The organism is Roseateles oligotrophus, from assembly GCF_025717515.1.
In the GTDB taxonomy this organism is placed as follows: domain Bacteria; phylum Pseudomonadota; class Gammaproteobacteria; order Burkholderiales; family Burkholderiaceae_C; genus Paucibacter_A; species Paucibacter_A oligotrophus.
This window is the reverse complement of the sequence record NZ_JAJIRN010000007.1, coordinates 156,951-182,319: the sequence shown is the minus strand read 5'-3', so window position 1 is coordinate 182,319 and position 25,369 is coordinate 156,951. Positions and strand designations below refer to the sequence as shown.

Annotated in this window: 20 protein-coding genes; 6 read left to right on the top strand and 14 right to left on the bottom strand. The window is 64.9% G+C overall.

Annotated features, from left to right (window positions below; translation table 11 throughout):
• Positions 1–78 precede the first annotated feature (78 nt).
• From LNV07_RS16375 to LNV07_RS16360, 4 genes are read left to right on the top strand one after another with little or no spacing between them, the layout of a single operon-like run.
• The gene (locus LNV07_RS16375) at positions 79–1,257 is read left to right on the top strand and encodes an acyl-CoA dehydrogenase family protein (RefSeq protein ID WP_263572233.1); all 1,179 of its coding nucleotides are present in this window, start codon (positions 79–81) and stop codon (positions 1,255–1,257) included.
• Between the two features lie 34 nt (positions 1,258–1,291).
• A complete protein-coding gene (locus tag LNV07_RS16370; protein WP_263572232.1) occupies positions 1,292–2,497 on the top strand; it encodes an acetyl-CoA C-acetyltransferase in 1,206 nt (401 codons plus the stop codon).
• Between the two features lie 14 nt (positions 2,498–2,511).
• Complete coding sequence (locus LNV07_RS16365; protein ID WP_263572231.1) at positions 2,512–4,647, top strand: 3-hydroxyacyl-CoA dehydrogenase NAD-binding domain-containing protein; 2,136 nt, start codon at positions 2,512–2,514, stop codon at positions 4,645–4,647.
• Positions 4,648–4,675: 28 nt separating this feature from the next.
• Complete coding sequence (locus tag LNV07_RS16360; protein WP_263572230.1) at positions 4,676–5,488, top strand: M14 family metallopeptidase; 813 nt, start codon at positions 4,676–4,678, stop codon at positions 5,486–5,488.
• A gap of 13 nt (positions 5,489–5,501) precedes the next feature.
• Here the strand turns inward: LNV07_RS16360 and LNV07_RS16355 are convergent, their stop codons facing one another.
• From LNV07_RS16355 to LNV07_RS16345, 3 genes are read right to left on the bottom strand one after another with little or no spacing between them, the layout of a single operon-like run.
• Positions 5,502–5,711, bottom strand: coding sequence for a YgaP family membrane protein (locus LNV07_RS16355; protein WP_263572229.1), 210 nt, complete (start codon positions 5,709–5,711; stop codon positions 5,502–5,504).
• Position 5,712: 1 nt separating this feature from the next.
• Positions 5,713–9,024, bottom strand: coding sequence for an efflux RND transporter permease subunit (locus LNV07_RS16350; RefSeq protein WP_263572228.1), 3,312 nt, complete (start codon positions 9,022–9,024; stop codon positions 5,713–5,715).
• A gap of 9 nt (positions 9,025–9,033) precedes the next feature.
• Positions 9,034–10,137 carry an efflux RND transporter periplasmic adaptor subunit gene (locus LNV07_RS16345; protein ID WP_263572227.1) on the bottom strand — a complete coding sequence of 368 codons (1,104 nt, stop codon included), beginning with the start codon at positions 10,135–10,137 and terminating at the stop codon, positions 9,034–9,036.
• Positions 10,138–10,299: 162 nt separating this feature from the next.
• Between LNV07_RS16345 and LNV07_RS16340 the strand changes: the two genes are divergently transcribed.
• Positions 10,300–10,692, top strand: coding sequence for an ArsR/SmtB family transcription factor (locus tag LNV07_RS16340; protein ID WP_263572463.1), 393 nt, complete (start codon positions 10,300–10,302; stop codon positions 10,690–10,692).
• Between the two features lie 206 nt (positions 10,693–10,898).
• Positions 10,899–11,813 carry a LysR substrate-binding domain-containing protein gene (locus LNV07_RS16335; protein ID WP_263572226.1) on the top strand — a complete coding sequence of 305 codons (915 nt, stop codon included), beginning with the start codon at positions 10,899–10,901 and terminating at the stop codon, positions 11,811–11,813.
• Between the two features lie 25 nt (positions 11,814–11,838).
• Here LNV07_RS16335 and LNV07_RS16330 read toward each other — a convergent pair whose 3' ends face one another.
• The 11 genes from LNV07_RS16330 to LNV07_RS16280 all read right to left on the bottom strand — a co-directional run bounded on the left by LNV07_RS16330 (position 11,839) and on the right by LNV07_RS16280 (position 25,352).
• Entirely contained in the window at positions 11,839–12,222 is a 384-nt protein-coding gene (locus LNV07_RS16330) for a cupin domain-containing protein (protein ID WP_263572225.1), read from the bottom strand.
• A gap of 11 nt (positions 12,223–12,233) precedes the next feature.
• Positions 12,234–14,864 (bottom strand): TonB-dependent siderophore receptor, encoded by a 2,631-nt coding sequence (locus tag LNV07_RS16325; protein WP_263572224.1) that lies wholly within the window; start codon positions 14,862–14,864, stop codon positions 12,234–12,236.
• A 228-nt stretch (positions 14,865–15,092) separates the two neighbouring features.
• On the bottom strand, positions 15,093–16,112 hold the full coding sequence (glk, locus tag LNV07_RS16320) for a glucokinase (protein ID WP_263572223.1): 1,020 nt from the start codon (positions 16,110–16,112) through the stop codon (positions 15,093–15,095).
• Entirely contained in the window at positions 16,109–17,326 is a 1,218-nt protein-coding gene (locus LNV07_RS16315) for a Gfo/Idh/MocA family protein (RefSeq protein WP_263572222.1), read from the bottom strand. The genes glk and LNV07_RS16315 overlap by 4 nt, the downstream gene beginning before the upstream one ends.
• The gene (locus LNV07_RS16310; RefSeq protein WP_263572462.1) at positions 17,323–18,381 is read right to left on the bottom strand and encodes a sugar phosphate isomerase/epimerase family protein; all 1,059 of its coding nucleotides are present in this window, start codon (positions 18,379–18,381) and stop codon (positions 17,323–17,325) included. Before LNV07_RS16310 ends, LNV07_RS16315 begins: the two co-directional genes overlap by 4 nt.
• Positions 18,381–19,454 carry a LacI family DNA-binding transcriptional regulator gene (locus LNV07_RS16305; RefSeq protein ID WP_263572221.1) on the bottom strand — a complete coding sequence of 358 codons (1,074 nt, stop codon included), beginning with the start codon at positions 19,452–19,454 and terminating at the stop codon, positions 18,381–18,383. The genes LNV07_RS16310 and LNV07_RS16305 overlap by 1 nt, the downstream gene beginning before the upstream one ends.
• Entirely contained in the window at positions 19,438–21,162 is a 1,725-nt protein-coding gene (locus LNV07_RS16300; protein ID WP_263572220.1) for an amylo-alpha-1,6-glucosidase, read from the bottom strand. Before LNV07_RS16300 ends, LNV07_RS16305 begins: the two co-directional genes overlap by 17 nt.
• A 5-nt stretch (positions 21,163–21,167) precedes the next feature.
• A complete protein-coding gene (locus LNV07_RS16295; protein WP_263572219.1) occupies positions 21,168–22,001 on the bottom strand; it encodes a carbohydrate ABC transporter permease in 834 nt (277 codons plus the stop codon).
• Positions 21,998–23,005, bottom strand: a complete 1,008-nt coding sequence (locus tag LNV07_RS16290; protein WP_263572218.1) for a carbohydrate ABC transporter permease — start codon at positions 23,003–23,005, stop codon at positions 21,998–22,000. Before LNV07_RS16290 ends, LNV07_RS16295 begins: the two co-directional genes overlap by 4 nt.
• 11 nt (positions 23,006–23,016) lie before the next feature.
• Entirely contained in the window at positions 23,017–24,264 is a 1,248-nt protein-coding gene (locus tag LNV07_RS16285) for an ABC transporter substrate-binding protein (RefSeq protein ID WP_263572217.1), read from the bottom strand.
• Positions 24,261–25,352, bottom strand: coding sequence for an ABC transporter ATP-binding protein (locus LNV07_RS16280; protein ID WP_263572216.1), 1,092 nt, complete (start codon positions 25,350–25,352; stop codon positions 24,261–24,263). The genes LNV07_RS16285 and LNV07_RS16280 overlap by 4 nt, the downstream gene beginning before the upstream one ends.
• Positions 25,353–25,369 lie beyond the last annotated feature (17 nt).

Here is a 25,369-nt window from a genome sequence, read left to right as displayed (position 1 = left end):
AAAGCGCAAGCAGAACGCTTTAGCATGCACAGACAATTTGCAGCGACCCCATCAACCCCGAACCAGGGCAGCATCATCATGGCCATCGAACTCTTTCCGTCCGCTTGGATCACCGAAGAACACCGCATGCTGCAGGAATCGGCGGCGCGCTTTTTCCGCGAGCGTTGGGTGCCGCGTGCGGCCGAGTTCCGCGCCGCCGGCGTGATGGGCGCGGAGGCCTGGCGCGAGGCCGGCCGCCAGGGCCTGCTGTGCATGTCCATGCCCGAGGCCTATGGCGGCGCCGGCGGCGACTTCGGCCATGACGCGGTGATGCTGATGGAACAGGGTCGGGCCAACTTGTCGGGCTTTGGCGGCGGCCTGCATTCGGCCATCGTGGCGCCCTATATCCTGCATCACGGCAACGAGGCGCAAAAGCAGCGCTGGCTGCCGAAGATGGCGACCGGAGAGTTGATCGGCGCCATCGCGATGACCGAACCCGGCACCGGCAGCGACCTGCAAAGCGTGCGAACGCTGGCCCGCCGCGACGGCGATCACTATGTCTTGTCGGGCCAGAAGGTCTTCATCACCAATGGGCAAACGGCCAATCTGCTCATCGTCGTCTGCAAGACCGACAAGGCGCAAGGCGCCAAAGGCATCTCGCTGCTGGTCGTCGAGGTGGAAGACGCCGACGGCAAATTGCGCCCCGGCTACCAGCGCGGCCGCAATCTTGAAAAAATCGGCATGAAGGCGCAAGACACCTCGGAGCTTTTCTTTGATGAGCTGCGGGTGCCGGTGGAGAACCTGTTAGGCGGCGAAAACGGCCAGGAGGGCCAGGGCTTCATACAGCTGATGCAGGAGCTGCCGCAGGAGCGGCTGATCATCGCCGTCAGCGCGATCGGCGCGATGGAGCGCGCCTTGGCCGATACCTTGGCCTATACCAAGCAGAGGATGGCCTTTGGCCAGCCGATCTGGAACTTTCAGAACACCCGCTTCAAGCTCGCCGAGGTGCAGTCCCATGTGCTGGCCGCGCGTACCTTTGTCGACGCCTGCATGACGGCGCATTTGAGCGGCACGCTGGACCCCGCCCGGGCCGCCTTGGTCAAGGCCTGGGTGACCGATCTGCAATGCAAGGTGATGGACGAATGCCTGCAGCTGTTTGGCGGCTATGGCTACATGATGGAGTACCCGATCGCCGAGCTGTATGCCGACGCGCGCGTGCAGCGCATTTACGGCGGCACCAATGAGATCATGAAAGAACTCGCCTCCCGTTATATGTGAGAGCTTCCGCGAATCTACAGGGTGAAAAAAAGCCATGAACCAAGCCTTCATCTACGACCATCTGCGCACGCCGCGTGGCAAGGGCAAAAAAGACGGCGGCCTGCACCAAGCCACGCCGGTCTGGCTGCTGCGCGGTTTGCTCAAAGCGCTGCAGCGGCGCAATGAGCTGGACACCGCAATGGTCGACGACCTGGTGCTCGGCTGCGTGACGCCGTTGGGCGAGCAAGGCGCCGATATCGCCCGCACCGCCGTGCTCGACGCCGATTGGGCGCAGTCGGTGGCCGGCATGACACAGTCGCGTTTTTGCGCCTCGGGCCTGGAGTCGGTCAATCTGGCGGCGGCCAAGGTGGCCAGCGGTTTCGAGGATCTGGTCGTCGGCGGAGGGGTCGAATCGATGAGCCGCTGGGCGATGGGCAGCGACGGCGGCGCCTGGTTCATGGACCCGCGCATCAACCAGAAACTCGGCTTCGTGCCGCAAGGCGTCGGCGCCGATCTGATCGCCACGCTGGCCGGTTTTGACCGCGCCGCGGTCGATGCTTTTGCGGCCCGCTCGCATCGGCTGGCCGCAGCCGCCCGCGCCGCCGGCTACTTCGGCCGCTCGGTGCAAGCGGTGTACGACATCGCCGGCCTGCTGATGCTGGCCGAAGACGAGACCATTCGCCCTGACACCACGCCGGCCACATTGGCCAAGCTGGAGCCCTCCTTCGCCATGATGGGCGGCATGGGTTTTGATGCCACCGCTCTGAGGAAATACACCACCGTCGAGCGCATCAACCATGTCCACCATGCCGGCAATTCTTCGGGCATCGTGGACGGCGCGGCGCTGATGCTGATGGGCAACGCCGCCGGCGGCACCAAGGCCGGGCTGAAGCCCCGCGCGGTGATTCGCGCCATGGCGGTGGTCGGCTCGGAGCCGACCATCATGTTGACCGGCCCCACGCCGGCCTGCCGCAAAGCGCTGGCCCGCGCCGGCATGGTGGCGGCCGACATCGACCTGTGGGAGATCAACGAGGCCTTCGCCGTCGTGCCGCTGCAGACGGCGCGTGATCTGGGCCTTGACCTCGAGCGGGTCAACGTCAATGGCGGCGCAATTGCGATGGGTCACCCGCTCGGTGCCACCGGTTCCATCATCCTCGGCACCCTGCTCGACGAGTTGGAGCGGCGCGATCTCTCCACCGGTTGCGCGACGCTGTGCGTCGGCGGCGGCATGGGTATCGCGACCATCATCGAACGAGTTTGACGGAGGCCATCGACATGACTTCAGACATCACGACCCTGCTCGGCGACGACGGCATCCTCGTCGCCACCATGGACTCGGCCGGCCGGCCGATGAATATCCTCAATGAGGCGATGGCCGGCCCGCTGGCCGAAATCGTCGACCGCCTGGAGGCCGACCCGGCCATCAAGGGCCTGATCCTGACTTCGGCCAAGAAGGACTTTCTGGCCGGCGCCGATGTGGACAGGCTCTGGGCCATCGGCAGCGCGCAAGAAGCCTTCGATGAATCGATGCAGCTGAAGGCCTTCATCCGCCGGCTCGAGCTATGCGGCAAGCCGGTGGTGGCCGCGATTCACGGCATGTGTCTGGGCGGCGGCCTGGAGATCGCGATGGGCTGCCATTGGCGCATCGTTGTCGATGACGGCAAGGCCCAGCTCGGGCTGCCCGAGGTCAAGCTGGGCCTCTTGCCCGGTGGCGGCGGCACCGTGCGGATGCCGCGTTTGGTCGGCATGCAGCAGGCCTTGCAATGGATGGCCGAGGGCACCGAGGTCCGCGCTGCCCAGGCCTTGGCCAGCGGCTTGGTCAACCAATTGGCGGCCAGCAAGGACGAAGCATTGCAGCAAGCCAGGGCCTGGTGCCTGGCCAACCCGCGCCCCAAGCAGCCCTGGGACCTACCCAAGTTCCGCTACCCCGGCGGCGACTCGCGCACGCCGGCCGCGGCACAGCTGTTCGCGGTCGCGCCCTCGATGGCCAGCGCCAAGAGCTTCGGCAACTATCCGGCCGTCACCCACATCATGAGCTCGGTGTTCGAAGGCGGCGTGGTCGGTTTCGACGCGGCCCTCGCGATCGAGTCACGCTACTTTGCCGCCTGCGCGATCAGCCCCGAGTCGCGCAATCTGATCGGCACGCTCTGGTATCAATTGGCCGCCATCAAAAAGGGCCAGTCGCGCCCCGCTGGTTTTGCCACCACCAAGGTCGGCAAGCTGGGGATTTTGGGCGCCGGCATGATGGGAGCAGGTATTGCCTATGCGGCTGCCAAGGCCGGCATCGAAGTCGTGCTGCTGGACAGCACGCAGGCCGCCGCCTTGCGCGGCCTGGCCTATTCCCAAGGCCTGCTCGACAAGGCCGTCAAAAAGGGCCGCAGCACGCCCGAGAAGCGCGAGGCGCTGCTGGCCTTGATCACGCCGACCACCGATTACGCGAAGCTGGCCGGCTGTGATCTGCTCATCGAGGCGGTCTTCGAGGACCGGGCGGTCAAGGCCGAGGTGACGCAACAGGCCGAGGCCGTGATCAGCGCCGATGCGGTCTTTGCCTCCAACACCTCGACGCTGCCGATCAGCGGGCTGGCGCGGGCGAGCAGCCGGCCGGCGAACTTCATCGGCCTGCATTTCTTTTCGCCGGTGGACAAGATGCCCTTGGTGGAAATCATCGTCGGTGCGCAGACCTCGGACGAAACCCTGGCGCGGAGCTTCGACTTCGTGCTGCAAATCGGCAAGACGCCCATCGTCGTCAACGACAGCCGCGGTTTCTATACCTCGCGGGTCTTCGCCACCTATGTAATGGAAGGCCTGGCCATGCTCAAGGAAGGCGTGCACCCCAGGGCCATTGAGCAAGCGGGCTTGCAGGCCGGCATGCCCATGCCGCCCCTGGCCCTGCAGGATGAGGTGTCGCTGAGCCTGGGCCTGCATGTGGCCGACCAGACCCGCAAGGATCTGGCCGCGGAAGGTCAAAGTTATGTCGAACATCCCGGTGAGAGCGTGCTGCGGCAGATGTGCGCGCTCGGCCGCATCGGCAAGAAGGCCGGACTGGGCTTCTATGACTACCGCGAAGGCGACAAGACCCTGTGGCCCGGCTTGGCCGAACATTACCCGCTGGCCGCTAGCCAAGCGGAGCAGGCCGAGTTGATGGACCGGCTGATGTTCGCGCAGGCCAATGAGGCGGCGCGTTGCCTGGAGGAAGGCGTGTTGCGCTCGGTGGCGGATGCCAATATCGGGTCGATCTTTGGCTGGGGCTTTGCGCCTTTCCAGGGCGGCGCGCTGCAGTTCATCAATGCGATGGGCCTGCCGCGCTTTATCCAGCGCAGCGAACAACTGGCGGCGGCCTTTGGTGATCGATTCAAGCCCGCCGAAATCGTTCGCGTGAAGGCTGCGCAGGCGACTAATTTCAGCGATTGAGAAGGCCGACATTGATGAGAAGAAAATCATGAGGCCGCTGGCCAAGGACGGCCGCCCCACCGTGGCCGAACTGCTCGCCGCCTATGAGCGCCTGGTCGAGGCCGGTTGGACCAGGCATCAGATTGCCGAGCAGGCGCTGGACAGCGGCGCGCCGCTGCCCATCCATGCCTATGCCAGCGGGGCCAAGGCGAAAACGGTGCTGATCGCCGGCATCCACGGGCGCGAACCGGCCGGTGCGATCGCCTTGGCCGAGCATGTCGACCGCCTCATCGCTCACGCCTCGACGCGCCCCATCCTGCTGCTGCCGCTGCTCAATCCCTGGGGCTATCAGCAGCATCAGCGCTATGGTCCGGCCGGTCAAAGCGTGTCCGATAGCGAGCATTGGCTGGGTCGCTCGGAGGCAGCCATCTGCCCCGAGGCCAAGGCCATCACGGCCTGGCTGATGGAGCGGGCCGATCTGGCGCCGGCTGCGGCGGTCCTGGACCTGCACGAAGATCCGGTCTACGAGGCGCCTGATTACCGCTTTGAAGCGCAGGGGTCCTATTTCTACGTGGCCGGGCCGGGCGCCGCCACCCATCCGATCACGCAGCGGGTGGCGGCCTATCTGCAGCGTTGCCCGCTGCCCTTGGTGATGCAGGGCGAGACCCGCTTCGGCGAGAGCCTGGATGGCGGCATGATTGTCGATTCGGCGGACGGCTCGATCGACGAACTGCTGGCCCGCAAACGCGGCTGCACACCGGTGATCACCACGGAGCTGCTGCTGAACGCAGAAAGCAATCCCTTGCTGAGCACCCGCGTGGCGGTCTATCTGGGCTTGCTGGAGGCTTTTTTCGGGGCGTGAGCAAAGACCGGCTTCAAGCCCCGGGGCGTGCGCCCAGCTTGCGCAGCAGCGTCTCCATCATGCACCAGCGCGTGATGCCGCTTTGCAGCAGGTTGAGGCCGACGAAGGCGGTGAAGGCCAGCCACCATTGCGAGACGAAGAGCGGGCTGCCGGGCACGCCCAGGGCGAGCGACAACAGAATGAAAGCGCCTGCGACGACGCGTACGATTTGCCAAGAGCTCATGTCAATTTCCTTGAGGTGAAGAGGGAGAAGAAGAGGTGGGTGTGGAAGAACTGTCGCCATCGATCAGCGCGTCGAGGCGATGGCGGTAGGCGATGAAGTACAGCAGAGGAATCACCACCAGGGTCAGCACGGTGGACACGAAGATGCCGAAGATCAGCGAGATCGCCAGGCCGTTGAAGATCGGGTCATCGAGGATGAAGAAGGCGCCCAACATCGCGGCCAGCCCGGTCAGCATGATCGGTTGCGCACGGGTGATCGCCGAGTTGACGATGGCGCGCTCAAACGGCATGCCATTGCGCAATTGCAGATTGATGAAGTCGACCAGCAGGATGGAGTTGCGCACGATGATGCCGGCCAGCGCGATCATGCCAATCATGCTGGTGGCCGTGTACTGCGCGCCCAGCAAGGCATGGCCAGGCATCACGCCGATGATGGTCAGCGGGATCGGCGCCATGATGATCAGCGGCGTCAGGTAGGAGCCGAACTGCGCCACCACCAGCAGATAGATCAGCACCAACCCAACCGCATAGGCCAAGCCCATATCGCGGAAGGTCTCGAAGGTGATCTGCCATTCGCCGTCCCATTTGATCGCGTAGTCGCGGTAGGCGTCGTTGGGCTGGCTGATGAAGTATTCAAGCAGCCGGCCGCCACCGGGCGTGACGATATCGGCCAGGCCCTTGCGCATCGCGAACATGCCGTAAAGCGGGCTGTCGACCTTACCCGCCATGTCGGCAAAGACGTAATTCACCGGCAGCAAATCCTTGTGATGGATGGGCTGTTCGCGCAGCGTGTCGCTGATCGTGACGAGTTCCTTGATCGGCAGCAAGCGGCCCTTGTCCGAGCGCACCGTCAGCGACAGCAGCGCGTTCAAATCGCCTTGCGCCGTGGCCGGCAGTTGCAGCCGCACGGCGGCCGGGTATTTGCTCTGATCATGCAGATAGGTGACGGCCTCGCCGGCCAGCCCCGTACGCAGCGTGGTCACGATCGCCTCTTGCGTGACCCCTGCCAGGGCGGCCTTGCGGCGGTCCACCAGCAAGACCTTGCGGGGGGCGGCCGCGATGCTGCTGTCGTCCACATCAACCAGGCCCTCGCTGCGCTCGAACAGCGCGCGCACCCGGGCCGCCATCTGCTGGCGACCGGCGCTTTCCGGCCCATAGATTTCGGCGACGATGGGCGACAGCACCGGCGGCCCGGGCGGCACCTCGACGACCTTGACGTTGGCGCCATGGCGGCGGCCGATTTGCTGCAGCGCGGGCCGCAGCCGCGTCGCAATGGCATGGCTTTGTTCGTTGCGCTGGTGCTTGTCGACCAGGTTGACCTGGATGTCGCCCTGCTCCGGCCCCGCGCGCAGATAGTACTGACGCACAAGTCCGTTGAAGTTGATCGGCGAGGCGCTGCCCACATAGGCCTGGTAGTGAACCACCTCGGGCACCTCGGCGAGATAGGCGCCGAGCTCGCGCATCACCGCGGCGGTCTGCTCCAGCGGCGTGCCGGCCGGCATGTCGACGACGAGCTGGAATTCGGACTTGTTGTCAAACGGCAGCATCTTCAGCCGCACCAGTCCGAGCGCCGGCAGCAGCAATGAAAAGCCGATCAAGGCGGCCAGGCCCAAACCCAGCCAACGACGGCTGCGCTGGCCGCGCTGGGCGTCCAGCAGCGGCTTGAAAATCCGCTCGAACAAGGGCGCCAGCTTGGCGCTCAGGCCATGCAAGCCCTCCGAGTCGGGCGCCTTGCCGGGGGCGGCTGTGACGGCCTTGCCGGGCGGATGAGCCTTCATCCAGATCCGCGCCAGCCAGGGCGTGACAATGAAGGCGATCGCCAGCGACAGCAGCATGCCCATGCTGGCATTGATTGGAATCGGGCTCATGTACGGGCCCATCAGGCCGGACACAAAGGCCATCGGCAGCAGCGCCGCGATGACGGTCAGCGTGGCCAGAATGGTCGGCCCGCCGACCTCATCCACAGCACCGGGAATGATGTCCTTCAGGGCCCGGCCGGGGAATAACTGCTGATGGCGATGGATGTTCTCGACCACCACGATGGCGTCATCGACCAGAATGCCGATCGAGAAAATCAGCGCAAACAGCGACACCCGGTTCAGCGTGAAGCCCCAGGCCCAGCTGGCGAACAAGGTGACGGTCAGCGTCAGGATCACCGCCGCGCCGACGATGGCCGCTTCGCGCCGGCCCAGCGCGATGAAGACCAGGGCAACCACGGCCGAGGTCGCGAACAGCAGCTTCTGGATCAGCTTGATGGCCTTGTCGTTGGCGCTGCTGCCGTAGTTGCGGGTCTCGCTAACCTCAATCTCCGCCGGAATGACGGTGTTGCGCAGATCCGCGACCCGCGCCATCACCGCATTGGCGACATCGATCGCGTTTTCACCCGCCTTCTTGGTGATCGCGAGCGTGATGGCCGGATAGTCGCCGCCGCCATCAGCACCCGCCGCTTTGCCCAGACCATGCCAGACATAACGCGAGGCCGTGATGGGTCCGTCGTTGATCTGGGCCAGATCGCGCAGCTGTATCGGTTTGGCATCGCGCATGCCGACCACCAACTCTCCGACCTCCTGGGCCGAACGCAGAAACGGCCCGGCTTCCAAGGCCAGCGTCTGGTTGGCACCGAGCAAGTCGCCCAGGGGCATGCCGGCATTGGCGGAGCGCAGGGACTGGCGCAAGTCGGCTATCGTCAGGCCCGCAGCGTTCAGCCGCGCCGGGTCGACCGCGATCGTGATGGCCCGGCCGGGGCCGCCGATGCTGCTGACCTCGCGTGTGCCGGGCACGCGCTTGAGTTCGATCTCCATGCTGTGGGCCACCCGCTCCAGCGCATAAGCGCCGATCTCGGGGTTCTTGCTGAACAGCGTCAGGCTGACGATGGGCACATCGTCGATGCCGCGCGGTTTGATCAGCGGCGGCTGCACGCCGAGGCCTTGGGGCAGCCAGTCCGCGTTGGAATTGACGGTGTCATAGAGACGCACCAGCGCCTCGGTGCGCGGCACGCCGACCTTGAATTGCACCGTCAGGATCGCCATGCCCGGCCGCGAGACCGACATCACATGCTCGACCCCGGCGATCTGCGACAACACCTGCTCGGCCGGCGTGGCGACCATCTGCTCCACATTAGCGACGCCAGCGCCGGGGAAGGCGATCAGCACATTGGCCATCGTGACATTGATCTGCGGCTCTTCCTCGCGCGGCGTGACCAGCACCGCGAAGACGCCCAGCAGCAAGGCCAGCAAGGCCAGCAAGGGCGTGATCTGCGCGGCCTGGAAGAAGGCGGCGATGCGCCCGGAAACACCCAATCGATTTGATTCCATCATCGGCTTTCAGCGCACCCGGGCCGCAGCGGCCGGGTCGGTGGCAATGCGTTCGCCGGCACTCAGGCCGCTGAGGACTTCAACCCGCTCGCCCTGCGTGGCACCCAGGCGCACCTGGCGCAGCAGCGGCTTGCCGGTTTTGTCCAGCACATAGAGCGCGTCCAGCTCGGCGCGGCGGATCAGGGCCGTGCGGGGCACCCACAGTGCCGCGCCGCTTGATGGGCTTGAGTCGCTTGCGCTGAGCTCTGCCCCCAGGCGATCGCCGACCCAGACCCGCGCGAACATGCCGGGGCTGACGCCGCCGATGCCGGCCGGCAAGTCGAGGCGCAGCTCCATCGTGTGGGTGGCGGCGTCCACGCTGGGCAGCAGCTGCACAAGGCTGGGCGTCAGCCTTTGTTTCGCCCCCCCCGGCAAGCCGGGAATCTCGATCGCCAGCACGCTGTCGGGGCGCAGCGCGGTGGCGGCACTTTGCGGCAGATGGGCGCTGACCCGCAGCGCCGCGGGGTCATAAAGCGTCAGCAAAGGGCGACCCGGCAGCGCCATGTCCCCGACCGCCACCGGCAACTCGGCCACCACGCCGGCATAGGGGCTGCGCACCACATGCAAGCCGGTTTGCGTGCGCGCCACCGCCAATTGAGCCAGTTGCGCCTTCATCTGCGCCTGGCTGGCCTTGAACTGGCTCTCGGCCTGATCCAGCGCCGCCTGGCTGATGAATTGCTGCTTGAACAGCAATTGCTGGCGCTCGAATTCGCGCGTGGCCAGATGCAGCGCGGCGCGCAAGGCCTCGCCCTGCGCCACGGCCGCATCGGCGGTCTGCGCGGCGGCGCGGTCGTCGATGCGCAACAAAACCTGACCGACCTTGACGCGGTCGCCGGCCTTGACCTCGAGTTGTTGAATCGCCCCGCTCACCTGGGCCGCCACCACGGTCTGGCGCACCGCCTCGACCACGGCGTCGAAGCTGGCGCTTTGAAGCTTGGCGGCCGGCTGCACGGTGAGCCCGGCCAGCGCTGGGGTCTGTGCTTGCGTCTGCGCCTGTGCTGTCATTGCAAATAACAAGGCAAGGCCCAGCAGCATGCGATGCAGGAAGTTTGAGGCGTATCGGCTATGGCTCATGGCGACTCGGTAGAAACAGGAATTGGGGGTGGACAAAATTCAATCCATACTTCATTATTTGCGTAATCACGCAAATAGTCAACTACAACAATTCGCAACTACTTGAGTAGAATGAAAGCCGATCACAACTTGGCTGCGGCCGCAGGCCGGGCCTGTTCTCTGATGGAAGATCTACCGCAGGAAGCCTTGCTGCAGGTGGCAGCCTATTTTCAGGCGCTGTCCGAGCCGACACGCTTGCAGATTCTCAATCTCTTGCGAACGCAGGAGCGCAAGGTGGGTGAATTGGCCGATTTGTGCGGCTTCAGCGCCGCCAATGTGTCGCGCCACCTCAGCGTTCTGCAGCAGCATGGTCTGGTGGCTAGAGAGAGCCGGGGCACCAGCGCCTTCTACCGCATCGCCGATCCTGCGGTCTACCAATTGTGTGATCTGGTCTGCGGCAGCATCGGCCGACAGGCCCAGCAGCAGGCCCAGCAGCGTGCAGCCTTTCTGGCCCCTGCGCATTCACCGACGCCTAAGCTCACGGCGGCGCGCAAGAAGAGCAGCGGCAAGCCATAGCTGGGCTGCCCCGGGCAGGGCTTCTCGGCCGGAGGCTACGCCTTGACCCTGAAGAATGATCAGTTGGCCGCAAAGCCGACCGGGCCGGCATCATGCGCATGAAATCTGAGCAAGCAATAGGCCGCGGCGGCCGTGCATCTGTTCGATAGCAGGCAAAACACGTCTGATTTGAGAGTTTTTGCGGCAATGCATTAGCATCGCCGCTCATGCGCCGAAACCTCCAACATCATCTCAGCGGCCTGCGCTTTTTCGAAGCCGCGGCACGTCAGCTTTCTTTTACCCGTGCGGCGCAGGAGTTATGCGTGACGCAGGCGGCGGTCAGCCACCAGGTGCGGGCGCTGGAGGAGGCATTGGAGTTGCAACTGTTCGAGCGCCGGCCACGCCAAGTCCATTTGACCGCCGCCGGGGCGCGTCTGCTCGCCGTGTTGTCGAGCAGTTTTGACCGCATCGAGCAAGTCTTGGCCGAGCTCAAACAGCAAAGCCGCAGCAGCCTTCAACTGGCCGTGACGCCGTCTTTTTCGAGCCGCTGGCTGATGCCGCGACTGCCCCGGTTCTGGGACGCGCATCCCGAGATCGAGCTGCATCTGCATCACACGGCGCAAGGCGATGCCCTGGCACGCGGCGCGGCCGATGCGGCCATCGTCTGGACCAGCGGCAAACCCGACAAGCCGGAGCGCCTGTGGGCGCAGCGCCTGTTCGGAACGCAGCTGAGCCCGGTCTGCTCCCCCTCGCTGGCACGGCCCGAGCATCCGCTGAGCAAGCCGCAGGCACTCAAGCATTACCCGCTGCTGCATGAAGACAGCGTCGACGACTGGCGGCGCTGGATGCTGGCGGCCGACGTCAGCGAGGCGCAGGTGCAAAGTGGCCCCATCATCGACGACAGCAATGCACTGCTGATGGCGGCGATGGCGGGCCGCGGCGTGGCGCTGGGCCGGCTCGCCCTGATCGAAGATGATCTGCGCAGCGGCCGATTGATTCAGCCCTTTGCGCAGACCATTGCAGCCGACGGCGCCTACTGGTTGATCGCCTCCAGCGCGACCGCCGAACAGCCGCGATTCAAGGCGCTCGCGGCCTTTCTGCAATCACAGGCCCAGGCCCAAGCTGCCAGCCAGCAAGACTGAGCGCCGGCCCCCTGAGCGCATCAGCTCAGCCCTCTTGCTTGAAGCCGAAGGCTCGCTCATGCACATAGACCAGCTTGCAGTCTTGCAAGTACTGGGCGTCGTGGATGCGCCCGGCGCCGACATAGCCGGTCTCGCCGGCATTGAGGGTCAGCGGCGCACCATCCGGCAGCAAGGCGCCAGCCTCGCCGCGCTTGAAGAACTGGATGCGCATTTGCCCCTCCACCACCACCGTCATATCGTTGCCGGGATGGCTGTGCGGCGGCTCGCTGCTGCCGGCCTGCCAGCGCTCGAGCATCACCTCGACGCCGTCCGGATGGGCCGGCACACAGCCGCGCATGGTGAAGCCGGCCGGCGCACCGGCCACGGCGCTGTGGTGATCCCAAAGCGTGCTTGAATGCTTATTCGACATGGATATCCTCCTTAGAAGTTCATGGTCAGTGACAGCTGCGCGTTACGCCCCAAGATAGGGCGGGCATAGTAATAGTCGCTGCCGCCCGGCGCCTGCACAAAGCCAGAACGCGGATTGCCTTCGGTCAGGCCGATCGCGTTGCTGAGGTTCTGTACGCTGGCATTGAGCGTCAGCTTGGGCGTCAGCTCATAGCGCAGGCTCAGGTCCCAGGTGCTGTAGGCGGGCAGCTTCACCGAATTTGAAACATCGGCAAAACGCATGCCGGTGTAGCGATAGCCCAAGGTCAGCTCGCCCTTGTTGTCATTGAAGAACACACTGGGGGCAATCGTGTAATTGAGCTCGGGTGTGCGCTCGGGGCGGTTGCCGTTCCAACTGGTCGCCTCCTTGCGCAGTTCCTCCAGATCGGTGCCCGAGCCGCGCAGCACACGCAGGTCATTGACGCTGAACTTGGAGCGTTGCACCACGCCGACCGCGTTCAGCTGCGCCCATTTGACCGGGCGCCAGTTCAGCTCGAACTCCAGCCCATGCGACTTCACGCCTTGCCGCATCTCGACCTGTGCGTTGTCCACCTCGGCCGAGTTGGGGTCGCCCTTGAAGTCGGCCTTGTAGAAGGTGAAAGTGCCGGTGAAGCCATGGCCCTGGTAGCGCAGGCCGGCCTCGGCGAACTGAATTTTCGTCACCGGCAAATCGCCGGTGGCCTGATAGCTCTTGGCGAAGCGGCCGTAGACCGCCATATTGTCATTGAGCAGATAGTTGCCGCCCAAGGTCCAGGATGGTTCGCGCCAATCGTTGCGGATCGATTCGTATTGGCCGTTGGTCGGGTAGGCCCAGCGGTTGTTGGAGATGATGTTGTCCACATCACAGGCCGCGTCGCCGAGCTTGTCCACATCGCAGCCGGGCTTGAAGGCGCCGGGAATCGCCGTGTACTCGTTGTAACCGGCGCGCTGCTCGCGGTATTTGTACTGCTCGATGCGCAGACCGGCGTCCAGGCGCAGGCGCTCACTCGCTTTGAACTCGTTATTCAGATAGAGCGAGGTCGAGCGGTTGTGCATGGTGGAGTTACCGTCGCCCCAGGTCGAATATTCCCGCACGCCGTTCTCGGTATGCGCGCCGACCACCTTGCCGGAAGGGTCCAGCGCCACAATGTCCATGCGCCGCGCATGCGTGCGCACATCGGTGACAAAGCGCGCGGTGGCCGGGCTGCCGTTCGGACCGATGCGGGTATCAAAGGCCAGCAGGCCTGCGGTCAGGCTGTTGCTCGCCGTGTTCCAGCTCAGCGACAAATCGTTGACCGCCTCGCGCTGCGCCTGCTTGTCGGCCTGCAGCACGTTGTCGGACAAAAGCCCATTGCCATTCAAGGCGTTCAGCTGGGCCGGTGTGGACAGAATCTCGCCCGTCGACACCACCCGTAACGCCGGTGTGCATTGACCGCCGCAGGCCGCCGCAAAGCGGTCAAGCATCTCGCCCACATAGCCGAATTTGCTCGGATCGAGCCGGTTGACGGCCGGGCGCAGGCTGTTGTTGCTGGAGGAGAACACCACGCTGGCCGTCACATCGCTGTCGGTGTAGCGGCCCTTCGAGCGCAGCGTCAGCTCCTTGCTGAGCGCCTTCTCGAAGCTGTAACCGATCGCGCTGGCCTTGACGTGAAAGCCGTCGCGCGAATCGTTCAGTTGGCTGAAGGTCCCCGGCACCAGCGAGGTGCGCACGTTCTGCACGCCCGAGTCCAGGCCGATCATGGTGCCGTAGTTCGCATTGATGCCCGGCAGGCTGCGCGGCTTGTCCTTGCCTTGAACCGGAATCGGCAGATAGAAGGTGTTGTGGTCATCGACCAGCTTGGCATTGATGCTCCACTCGCCGCCTTCGATCTTCTTGCCCAGATGGGCGCGCAGCGTGCCGCCGAAGTTGGCGGTGAACTCGGGGTTACGGATGCCGTCATCGCGGCGGTAGAAGCCCGAGGCGCCGGCAAACCAGCCGTCGCCAAAGCCACCCGCATAGCGCAGGTCGATGCGCTTGGTGCCGTAGTCCGAGGTCGTTAGGCGCACGGCACCCTCGGGCGCAGCCTTGTTGCGATAGGTCAGAAAGTTGACGGTGGCACCGGCGCCATTGGTGGTCAGAATCGCCGAGGTGCCGCCGCGCACCGCCTCCAGCCGGTCGATGCCGATCTCCTGCTTGACCAAGCCGTCTGCAGTCCAGCTCGGGTAGTAGAAAACCGGCAGGCCGTCTTCTTGCAGCTGCACCCAACGCTGGTTGCCGCCCGACATGCCGCGCACCGAGTAGTTGTTCGACATCTCGCCGCCCGAGGCCTCCACATACATGCCCGGAATCAGCTCCATCGCCTCGGCGGTCGAGCGCGGCGCCTTGCGGTCCAGATCGTCGCGGTCGGCCACGGTGATGGCGACCGAGCTGTTGCGCACGGTGCGGTTCAGGCCGGTGCTGCCGGTGACGACGACGCGGTCGAGCTGGCTGCTTGATGCGTCCTTTTTCTCGGCGCTGGCGTCTTCGGCTGCCGGGGCCTGTTGAGCCAGCGCCGGCAAGGCACTCAGCGTCAGCAGCGCGCAAGCCATCCAGACCTGCTTGAGGCGCAGGCGCTGCGGCATTGGATTGATTGGGTACAGACCGGTCTTGCTTCTCTTGTTCATCATGATGTCTCCAGATGTTTTGCTTTTGGGAAGGGAAGAGGAAGGGAAAAACGGACGAAAAAAGCCACCCAGCACAGGTCGGCGATGGCCGCGCGCTTGCTTGATTGATTGGCTTTTCAAGGGAACGGTCACGCCTCGTCCAGACGCGCCGGGTTGAGCTCAGGCCTCAGCCCCCCCGAGGAGGCGGCAAAAAGCTTTTTGGGCGGCGCGGCACTGGCGGCCTCTGCGGCTTCATAAAGCGCGGCTCGCACCCAGCAGGGCCGGCGGCTCCTGGCTGGCGATCACCAAACTGGGCACATCGGCCAGATAGCCGGCCATGCGGCCCTTGGCCTCGAAACGCAGCCTGAAGCGCGAGGCCTGCAACCATTCACGCCCGAGGCGCGGCACCATGCCGCCGCCGATATAGACACCACCGCGCGCGCCGAGCGAGAGCACCAGGTCTCCGGCCACATCGCCCAAAAACGCGCCGAACATGTCCAGCGCCTCGGCGCATTGCGGCTGCGTGGGATGCGCATCTGAGCCCAGCGCCGCCGCAATCACCGCCGCCGGCGTCAGCTTGGGAGGCATCGCAACGCCGTCCAACTCGCACAGCGCCTCAACCATATTGAGCAGGCCTGGCCCCGACAACACCCGCTCGGCCGACACATGGCCGAAACGCTTGGCCAATTGGCCGATCAAGCGATGCTCGCGTTCGCTTTGCGCTGCCAGGCTGACATGGCCACCCTCGGTCTGCAGCGCCGTCCATTGGCGCTCGCCGGTCGCGATCAAGCCCGAGACGCCCAGGCCGGTGCCCGGCCCCAGCACGGCGATGGCGCCGCCGGCGCAAGCCGCGCCGCCCGGCTTGGGGCCGCCGCAATGCCAGAGCTCGGCCTCCGGCAAGGCCGGTATGGCCAGCGCCAAGGCGGTGAAGTCATTCATCACCACCAGGCGCTTCAAGTCCAGCTCGGCGCGCAGCGCTTGCGCGGAGAAGCTCCAGTCGCGGTTGGTCAGGCTGATGCGGTCCCGCAACACCGGCGTGGCCACCCCCAAGGCCGCCTGGCTCGGTGCGGCCAGGCCGGCGCGAGAAAGTCCGTTCAGGTAATCCTGTATGCAAGCGGTAAGATTGGGAAAGTCGGCGCAAGGCGTCACCCTGACCCGCTCGATCGCGGCGCCCGCCGCCCCCTGCCAGGCCAGCCTTACATTGCTGCCGCCCACATCGCCCAGCAGGCTGGGGCCGGACTGGCCTTGGCGTTTACACCCGATTTCAATCATTTCGCCATCTCCTCATGGGTGGGCATGGGGCCCACATCTTCCTCAATTGATGCTTCGAGCCGGCTCCAAATGCCGCCCGCGCGGTGGCTGCGCAGCGCCGCGTCGACAAAGAGCAGACCGGCCAGCCCATCGCCGACTTGCGGCAAGGCCAGGCTTTGCGGGGCCGGTGAGCGGCCCTGCTGGCGCGCGCGGATATGCTCGGCCGCCTCCCGGTAGATCTGCGCGAAGGCTTCCAGATAGCCCTCGGGGTGGCCGGGCGGCAGGCGCGTGGCGGCAATGGCCGCCGCACTGTCGACGCGGCCGCGGCTGAGCCACTCGCTGCTGCCGCCCAGGCAGGTCAGGCGCAGCCGATTGGGCTGCTCTTGCTCAAACTCCAGCCCGGCCTTGCTGCCATAGATGCGCAGACGCAGCGCGTTCTCGCAACCGCTCGCCACCTGGCTGGCCCACAGCGCACCACGGGCGCCGCCGGCAAAGCGCAGCATCAGCTGCGCGTTGTCATCGAGCCGCCGCCCCGGCACAAAGCTGCTCAGCTCGGCACAGACGGCCACCGCCCGCAGGCCGCTGACAAAGCAGGCCAATTGATAGGCATGGGTGCCGATATCACCGAGCGCACCGGCCGGCCCGGCCAAGGCCGGATCGCAGCGCCAGCTGGCTTGCTTTTGCCCCTCCTTCTCGACTGGCAAGGCCAACCAGTCCTGCGCATATTCGACCTGGATCAGGCGCAACTCACCGAGTTCGCCGGCACGCACCAACTCGCGCGCATGGCGCAGCATCGGATAGGCGCTGTAGTTGTAGCTGACCGCCAGCAGCCGCTTGCGGGCCTGCGCCAAGGCGGCCAGCTCGCGACCCTCTTGCACCGAGATGGCCAGCGGCTTGTCGCAAAGCACATCGATGCCGGCCTCCAGAAAAGCCCGCGCCACCGGCGCATGCAGATGATTCGGCGTGACGATCGCGACCAGCTCGATGCCGTCCGGCCTTGCCGCCTCGACGCGCGCCATCTCGCGCCAATCGGCGTAGCAGCGCTCGGGCGCCAGACCCAGCGCCGCGCCACTGGCGGCGGCGCGTTCCGGCTGGCTGGACAGCGCGCCGGCCACCAGCTCGAACTCGCCGTCCAGCCGCGCAGCAATCCGGTGCACCGCGCCGATGAAAGCGCCCTCGCCGCCGCCAACCATGCCCAGCAGCAAAGGGCGTTGGTAACTTTGATCGACGCTCATGCTTGTAGGCCCAGCATGCTGCGCACCTCACTGCGATCGCTTGCCGCGTTAGCGAAATCATCAAAGGACTTTTCGGCCACACGGATGATCTGCTTTTGAATAAAGGCCGCGCCCTCGCGCGCACCGTCCTCCGGGTGCTTCAGGCAGCATTCCCATTCCAGCACCGCCCAGCCGGGGTAGCCATGGCGGGTCAGCTTGGAGAAGATGGCGCCGAAGTCGATCTGCCCATCGCCGAGCGAGCGGAAACGCCCGGCTCTATCGGCCCAGTCGGCATAACCACCGTAAACGCCTTGGCGGCCATTCGGGCGGAACTCGGCATCCTTGACGTGGAAGGCGCGGATGCGCGGGTGATAGAGGTCGATGAAGGCCAGGTAGTCGAGCTGCTGCAGCAAGAAGTGGCTGGGGTCGTAAAGAATGCAGGCGCGCGGGTGCTGGCCCACGGCGTCCAGAAAGCGCTCGAAGCTCACACCGTCGAACAGGTCTTCGCCCGGATGCAACTCGTAGCAGACATCAACGCCGGCCTCATCAAAAGCATTGAGAATCGGCGTCCAACGCCGTGCCAACTCGGCAAAGGCTTCATCGATGAGGCCAGGGGGACGCGGCGGCCAGGGGTAGAGAAACGGCCAGGCCAAGGCGCCGGAAAAGGTCGCGTGCGCCTTCAGGCCCAGCCTGGCCGAGGCCTTGGCCGCCAGACGCAGCTGCTCGGCCGCCCAGGCCTGACGAGCGGCCGGATTGCCTCGCACCGCAGCGGCGGCAAAGCCATCCAGCGGCCTGTCATAGGCCGGATGCACGGCCAGCAACTGCCCTTGCAGATGGCTGGACAGCTCGCTGATCTGCAAGCCATGAGCCGCCAAGCGCCCGCGCAGATCGTCGCAATAACTCTGGCTCTCGGCCGCCAGCGCCAGATCGAACAGGCGCGCGTCCCAGCTCGGAATTTGCAGGGCCTTGAAACCCAGACCGGCGGCCCAGGCGGCGATGCCGTCCAGGCTGTTGAACGGTGCCGCGTCGCCGGCGAACTGAGCCAGGAAGATCCCCGGTCCTTGCATGGTTTTCATCATTCTGTGGCTCCGGTCACAACCGCCAGGTCGCTCTGGCGCTCGATCAATTCGGCGCATTCCAGGATTTGCAAACGCTCCACCGCCTCGCCGCCCAGGCGGCGCAGCAAGAGGCTGCCGAGTTGGCGGCCCGCATGGTGCAAGGAGGCAAAGTAGGTGCTGATCGGCGGCACAAAAAAGGCGCTGATATTGCTGTCGTCGGTGGCCACCACGGCCGCCTCGCGGCCGGCCTGCCAGCCCAGTTCGGCAAAGGCCGACAAGGCACCTAAAGCGGTGAATTCATTCGCGCAGACAAAGGCCGTCGGGCGCTGCTTTCGCTGGCTGAGCTCCAACGTGATGCGCCGCCCATCGCCGGCGGACAGGCCCGAGCTGCGCAGCAGATCGGCCTCGAATTCAATCCCGGCCAAGGCCAGCGCACGCCGGTAGCCTTGTTCGCGGTGCCGCGCATACATCAGCTCGGGGCTGGGGTTGAGCATGGCGATGCGGCGGTGGCCACGCTCAATCAGCCGGCGCGTGGCTTGATAGGCCATGTCCTCGTGATCGGTGTCGAACCAGGGATGAGGCTGCGCCAACTCGCTGCGGCCATAACTGACGAAAGGCATGTCCTGCTGCAGCAGATAGCGGATGCGCTCGTCCTGCGGGCGGGTCTGCGTCAGGATCAGCCCGTCGACGCGGCGCGACTCGACCAGCTGACGCAGGCCTTCCAGCGGGCTTTCTCCGGGCAGCTGCGGGTGCACGACCAGGCTGTAGTAACTGCCGGCCAGCGCGGCATACAGGCCCGACACCAGCGCCATATAGCCGCTGTCGCTGAAGTCCTGCTCGGCGTCTTCGACCGGCAAGACGATGCACAGCGTGTAGGTCTTGCCGGTGCGCAGCTTGACGCCGGCCAGATTGACGCTATAGCCCAACTCGGCGGCGGCGCGCTGCACGCGTTCACGCGTCTCCGGCTTGACCTCGGGCGCATTTTTCAAGGCTTTGGACACGGTGCCCAGCGAGAGGCCGGTGTGGCGCACCAGCGTCTTCAGGGTCACGGTCGGCGTTGGCGTTGGCGTTAGCTCAAAGGGATTCGACATGGCTGCAATCTTTAAGGCGATGGCCGAGCAGCAAGAACACGCTCGAGGTCCAGGTGAAGGCGGGGTCGCGCAGACCGGCGCCGGTCTGTGCGTCGTAGTTTTCAGCCATGCCGGAACGCGCCGCCATCGCGGTGAAACGCCGCGCCAGCTCGTCGCCCAGATCGGCGCGGCCGCAGCGGTCCATCGCGTCGACAAACAGCAGCATGGTCGGTGCCCAGATCGGGCCGCGCCAATAGCCATCGGCCTGATAGAAGGGGCTGGTCTGCGATTCGGTCGCCAGACCATGAGCGGTGAAAAAACGGCCCGGCTCGAACAAGCGCTGCAGCAAGGATTGGCGCTGCGACTCGCTCAGGCGCTGGCCCAAGCGTTCGCCCAAGAGCAGCGGCATGAAGGCAATCAGGCTGTCGGCGCCCGGCTCGCTCGGCAAGCCGCCTGCGCAGATCGCGACAAAGCGCTCGCCGTCCCAAAGCCTGTCCATCAGACGCTCAAACAAGGCATCGGCGCGCTGGCGCCATTGCGCGGCGGCTTCGGGCCGATCAAGCAAGTCAGCCAGCGCCACCAACTCCTCCATCTGCAAGATCAGAAAGCTGCTGAGATCGGGGCTTTGCAGCGGCGTGCCGGTGAGGAAGGTGGTGGCGTTGTCCCAGCCGGCGTCGTTGCCATGGTCATAGGCGGGCAGGCCCTCCCCTGTTCCATCCAACCAGCTGTCGGCCTGCGCGGCCAACCAGCCATAGGCCTGCGCACAGCGCTCAGCGGGCCAGGCCTCCGGCGCCATGCGGCGCAGCTGCGCGACCGTCCAGCCATGCACCGGCGGCTTGGTGAATCGCCAATAGGCATAGCGGTCATTGACGAAGTCGGGCAAACGACCGCTGGCATGTTGATGTTCGAACAAAACCGCCAATTGCTGCCAAGCCAGCTCGGGCTGTGCCGCACCCAGCGCCAAGGCGTTGAAGCAATGGTCCCAGCTCCAGATATTCGTCATCCAGTTCTTGGACATATACATGGCCGGGTGCTTCAGCTGACCCTCGGCCGGCACCAGGCAAGACCAGGTGATGTAGGCGGCCAGTTCGCGCGCCGCCTCAAGCTCCGGCGTCACGCCCAGGGTCAGCGCCAGCCAGTCGGCAAAGTCGGCGGCGGCCGAGGCTTGCGCCGGCTCGAATTCGGCAAGGTCCAGGCGCAGCGGCTGCACCCGGTAGAGATGCAGCGCCGCTGTCATGCGGCCCTGCCGGTTAGGCTGCAGCTCGCAGGCAATGCGCTCGGCGCGCTGGCCCTGCCAGGGCGCGTCCAGCTGCAGCTCGCCCTCGCCCAGCATCAAGCGCGCCGACAGGTCTTGCGTGGCGCAGCTGATATGCACGGCAGCAGCCAAGCGCTGCGCATAGTCATAACGCTTGCTTTGCAGGGACAGGCGCAGGCCGATGCCTTGGGCCGTCAGCGCGAGCGTGTCGGCGTCGGCGAAGGCCAGCTCGAGGCGGCCCTGCTCGCAGCGAAAGCTCAGGGCTTCGGGCCGCAGCGTCCACTCGCCTTGCAGCGGCAAGCCCGCAGCGTCGATAGGGCTGAGGCGAAACAGCCGACCCAGATCGGTATGCTCATCGCCGCCGCGCAGATTGCGCAGCCAAAAGGACTCGTCCTCGGCCAGCCAAGAAACGCATAGCCAGCTCTCGCGGCGCGAGAACGGAACTTTGTAGGGGTCGAACAATAGAAGGTTCACGCGAATCAACCTTTGACCGCCGCGCTGGTGGCGCCGTCCATGATGTGGCGCTGGGCCAGGAAGAACAACAGCAGCGGCGGCAGGCACAAAAGCACCGTCATCGCGGCGATCGCCGTCACATTGTTCGAGTGCAGGCCCTTGAACTGGGCCAGGCCCAAGGCCAGCGTGTATAGGCTTTGATCATTCAAGAAGATCAGCGGGCCGAGATAGTCGTTCCAGCTGCCGAGGAACTGGAAGGTGCCGACCAGCACCAGCGCCGGCGCCATCAGCGGCAGGTGAATGCGCCAGTAGATCTGCCAGGCATTGGCGCCGTCCATGCGCGCCGCCTCATCCAGCTCGCGCGGGATGCTCGAGATGAATTGACGCAACAAGAAGATGAAGAACGGGGCGGCAAAGAAGGACGGCACGATCAGCGGCTTGAGCGTGTTGATCCAGCCCAGCGCGTTGAACTCCATATAGAGCGGGATCATGCTCACATCCCAGGGAATCATCATCGAGCCGAGCACGATCATGAACAAGGCATTGCGGCCCTTGAAGTCGAAGCGCGCAAAACCATAGGCCACCAGGCTGGACGAAAAGATCTGGCCGATGGTGGACAGCAGCGCGACCCAGAGCGAATTGCTCAGGAAGACGGCAAAAGGCTGGGCTGTCCAAGCCTCGACAAAATTGCCCCAGCGCGGCTCGGCCGGCCACCAAATCGGCGGCCAGGCATAGAGCTCGCTCTTGGCCTTCAGCGCGGTCAGCAGGGTCCAGTACAGCGGTGCGGCGAAGGCCAAGACCAGCAACAGCATCAGGCTGTAGAAGGCCAATCGGCGGCTGCGAGCGGCCAAGCTGATCATGTTGCGCTCCTGTCGGCGGGCGCCTCGGACTTCACTTCGTTCTCGTAAAACACCCACAGGCTGGAGAAGCGCATCACCGAGGCGGACAGCAACAGAATCAGCGCAAACATCAGCCAGGACATCGCCGCCGCATAGCCCATGTCGAAGTATTTGAACGCGGTGTCGTAGATATACATGGCCAACATATAGGTCGATTTCATCGGGCCGCCGCCGGTCAGGAGCAGGGCCATGGTCAGTTGCTGGAAGGCCGCGATCAAGGTGGTGACCAGGTTGAACAGAATCACCGGCGAGAGCAGCGGCAAGGTGATGTGAGTGAACTGCTTGAGCTTGGAGACGCCGCTCATCTCGGCCGCCTCATAGAGTTCGACCGAGATGCCCTTCAGCCCGGCCAAAAACACCAGCATCGTGCCGCCCAGACTCCACAGACTGGCGATCACCACCGCGCTCATCGCCCAATCCGGGCTGCCCAGCCAATCAACCGCCGGCAGGCCCAGCAGCGCCAGCGCATAGTTCAAGAGCCCGTACTCGCGGCTATAGATCCAGGACCAGATGCTGACCAGCGCCACCCCCGACAGCATCGAGGGCAGATAGAAGATCGTGCGGAACAGACCCTCGCCCAGGCAGCGCCGGTTCAAGAGCAGCGCCAGGCCCAGGGAAGCGGCCAGATGGGTCGGCACATAGAGCAGCGCGAAGCGCGCCGTCACGCCCAGCGCCTCCCAGAAATCGTCATCTTGGAACAGCACACGCTGGTAGTTCTGCAGGCCGACAAAACGCTCGCCGCCCATCAGCGGCCAATCGAAAAAGCTCATATAGAGCGAGTACAGCAAGGGGCCGACGGTGAAGGCGAGAAAGCCGATCAGCCAGGGGGCGATGAAGAGATAGGGCAGCCAACTCGACCAGGAGCGGGCGCGCCGCTTGCCAGCCGTTTTGGCCTTGCCAGGAACCGGATCGGAGATCGGCATCAGCATCTCGCTCTGGGCGTCCATCAATTGAGATTTATGCATGGTCCTGTCCCTCAGCGCAGCTTGCGCTCGGCCTTGATGGCGGCGCGGTCGAGAATGGCGCCGCTGTCGCCCTGCTTGCTGAGAAAAACCTCCTGGATCGCGTCGCGCACCACGTCTTGTGCACGCATCCAACGTGGGTTCAGCAAGTGCGCGGGCGTCTCCTTCATGCTTTCCACCATCGCGTAAAAAGGCCTCACCAAAGGGTCATCTTGCAAGCCCTGCTGCGCCGCCACGCTCAGCAGCACCGGCAGATCATTGCTGCGCAGACGCACCGCCTCGGCGCTGCTGAAGAATTGGATGAAGTCCCAGGCCAGTGCCTTTTGCTTGGACTCACGCGCCATCGCCAGCGCCGACACACTGACCACGCTCTGCGCCGGCCGGCCCTGAAAGCTCGGCAACCCGACGACGCCGTAGCGCTTGCCGTCCTGTGCCAACTCGACCCGGAAAGCCGCGCCGTCAAGCAGCATCGCGACCTTGTCGGAGGTGAACATCTGGCGCTGGTTGCGGCCATCGCCCAGCCCCAAGGTGGCCGCAACATCCTGCTGCAGCAGCGCCAGCAGCATCGCGAACATCGCCTTGGACGGCGCGCCGTTCAGATGGCCCTGCACACTCACACCGTCCGGACCCAACATGCGGCCGCCGGCGCTCCAGAGATAACTCTGAAAGTCATAGGGGTCGGGGTTCACATCGAGGCCGAAACCGAAGGCCTTGGTGGCCGGCTTGCGCAACTGAATCGCCATGCGGCGCAGATCGTCCCAACTCCAACCCTCCTGCGGATAGGCCAGGCCGGCGTGGTCAAACATGTCTTTGTTGTAATAGATCACTTGAGCGGTGAAGCCGGCCGGCACTCCATAGATGCGCTGGGTCTTGCCGTCAGCATCGCCGACCGTCGCGAAGCGAAATAGTCCCGGCACGAAGTCGCTGCGGTCTATGCGGGCATCGCGGGCCAGATAGTCATCCAGCGGTTCCAGCACCCGCTGGTATTGCGGGAAGTTCCACATATACATCACATCGGGCGGGTTCTTGGCGCCGAAAGCGGCCGAGAGCTTCTGGTTGTAGCCGCCGCCATAGGCTTCCATCTGCACCTTCACGCCCGGATGCCTGGCCTCGAAGGCGGCGGCAATGCGCTGCTGGATCAAGAGGCTTTCGCTGCCGTCCCAGGTCGCGAAACGCAGCAACTGCGACTCGGCTGCGGCGGCAGCAGTGCAGGCACCGAACAGGCACAGCAGCAGGGCTCGAAGGCTGTTCAACAGATTCATTGCGCCAGCGCCCTTTGCACGGCCGGGCTCAAGCGCCTCGGCAAGGCCCGACCATCGGCGCCAAACACATGGACGTGTTCCAAGTCGAATTGCAGGCCGACGGCATCACCGCTGCGCACCAGTTGACCACCGTCGACACAGACCGTCAGGTTTTGATCCGGGCCCGCGCTCAGATGCACCATGCTTTGCGCACCCAGGCGTTCGACACCGTGAACGCGAGCCTGGATGTGTGCGGCGCTGTCTTCTGCGGCCAGCAGGCGAATATGTTCGGGCCGTATGCCAAGCGTCTGCGCCGCGCCGTGCAATTCCAGTGGTAACAAGCCTTGCAACAAGGCTTGCAACGTCGCCAAGGCTTGGGCCGGCAAAAAGTTCATCCTTGGCGTGCCGATGAAGCCGGCCACAAAGAGATCGGCCGGGCTGTGATAAAGCTCCAAGGGCCGACCAACCTGCGCGATGCGGCCCTGATTCAAGACCACCACCTTGTCGGCCAGCGTCATCGCCTCGACCTGATCATGCGTGACGTAAATCATCGTGGCCTGCAGCGCCTTGTGCAGGCGCGCCAGCTCGGCGCGGGTGTTCTCGCGCAGCGCCGCGTCCAGATTCGACAAGGGCTCATCGAACAAAAACACGCGCGGATTGCGCACGATGGCGCGGCCTATCGCCACCCGCTGACGCTGGCCGCCGGACAGCTGTTTGGGCTTGCGCTCGAGCAGCGCTTCGAGCTGCAACATGCGCGCCGCCTCGATGATGCGGCTGTCGATTTCGGCCTTGGAGAAGCGCCGCAGCGAGAGCCCAAACGACAGGTTCTTGCGCACCGTCATATGCGGATAGAGCGCGTAGTTCTGGAACACCATGGCGAGGTCGCGCTCGGCCGGCGGCACCTCGTTCATGCGCAAGCCGCCAATCATCAGCTCACCGCTCTGCATCGCTTCCAGGCCAGCAATGCAGCGCAAGAGCGTCGACTTGCCGCAACCCGAGGGGCCCAGAAAGCAGACGAATTCACGGTCGGCAATCTCCAGGTCTATGCCCTTCAGCACGTCAACCGTTCCGTAGCTTTTGCGCAGGCCGCGCAGTGAAAGATTCGCCATGGTGTCGCCCTCTTCTA

Coding starts and splice junctions, on each gene's coding strand:
- glk (WP_263572223.1), bottom strand. CDS start 16,112: ATGATTGAAATCGGGTGTAAACGCCAAGGCCAGTCCGGCCCCAGCCTG.
- LNV07_RS16325 (WP_263572224.1), bottom strand. CDS start 14,864: ATGATGAACAAGAGAAGCAAGACCGGTCTGTACCCAATCAATCCAATG.
- LNV07_RS16360 (WP_263572230.1), top strand. CDS start 4,676: ATGAGGCCGCTGGCCAAGGACGGCCGCCCCACCGTGGCCGAACTGCTC.
- LNV07_RS16365 (WP_263572231.1), top strand. CDS start 2,512: ATGACTTCAGACATCACGACCCTGCTCGGCGACGACGGCATCCTCGTC.
- LNV07_RS16350 (WP_263572228.1), bottom strand. CDS start 9,024: ATGGAATCAAATCGATTGGGTGTTTCCGGGCGCATCGCCGCCTTCTTC.
- LNV07_RS16290 (WP_263572218.1), bottom strand. CDS start 23,005: ATGCATAAATCTCAATTGATGGACGCCCAGAGCGAGATGCTGATGCCG.
- LNV07_RS16330 (WP_263572225.1), bottom strand. CDS start 12,222: ATGTCGAATAAGCATTCAAGCACGCTTTGGGATCACCACAGCGCCGTG.
- LNV07_RS16315 (WP_263572222.1), bottom strand. CDS start 17,326: ATGAGCGTCGATCAAAGTTACCAACGCCCTTTGCTGCTGGGCATGGTT.
- LNV07_RS16345 (WP_263572227.1), bottom strand. CDS start 10,137: ATGAGCCATAGCCGATACGCCTCAAACTTCCTGCATCGCATGCTGCTG.
- LNV07_RS16370 (WP_263572232.1), top strand. CDS start 1,292: ATGAACCAAGCCTTCATCTACGACCATCTGCGCACGCCGCGTGGCAAG.
- LNV07_RS16295 (WP_263572219.1), bottom strand. CDS start 22,001: ATGATCAGCTTGGCCGCTCGCAGCCGCCGATTGGCCTTCTACAGCCTG.
- LNV07_RS16355 (WP_263572229.1), bottom strand. CDS start 5,711: ATGAGCTCTTGGCAAATCGTACGCGTCGTCGCAGGCGCTTTCATTCTG.
- LNV07_RS16305 (WP_263572221.1), bottom strand. CDS start 19,454: ATGTCGAATCCCTTTGAGCTAACGCCAACGCCAACGCCGACCGTGACC.
- LNV07_RS16335 (WP_263572226.1), top strand. CDS start 10,899: ATGCGCCGAAACCTCCAACATCATCTCAGCGGCCTGCGCTTTTTCGAA.
- LNV07_RS16340 (WP_263572463.1), top strand. CDS start 10,300: ATGGAAGATCTACCGCAGGAAGCCTTGCTGCAGGTGGCAGCCTATTTT.
- LNV07_RS16280 (WP_263572216.1), bottom strand. CDS start 25,352: ATGGCGAATCTTTCACTGCGCGGCCTGCGCAAAAGCTACGGAACGGTT.
- LNV07_RS16285 (WP_263572217.1), bottom strand. CDS start 24,264: ATGAATCTGTTGAACAGCCTTCGAGCCCTGCTGCTGTGCCTGTTCGGT.
- LNV07_RS16310 (WP_263572462.1), bottom strand. CDS start 18,381: ATGAAAACCATGCAAGGACCGGGGATCTTCCTGGCTCAGTTCGCCGGC.
- LNV07_RS16375 (WP_263572233.1), top strand. CDS start 79: ATGGCCATCGAACTCTTTCCGTCCGCTTGGATCACCGAAGAACACCGC.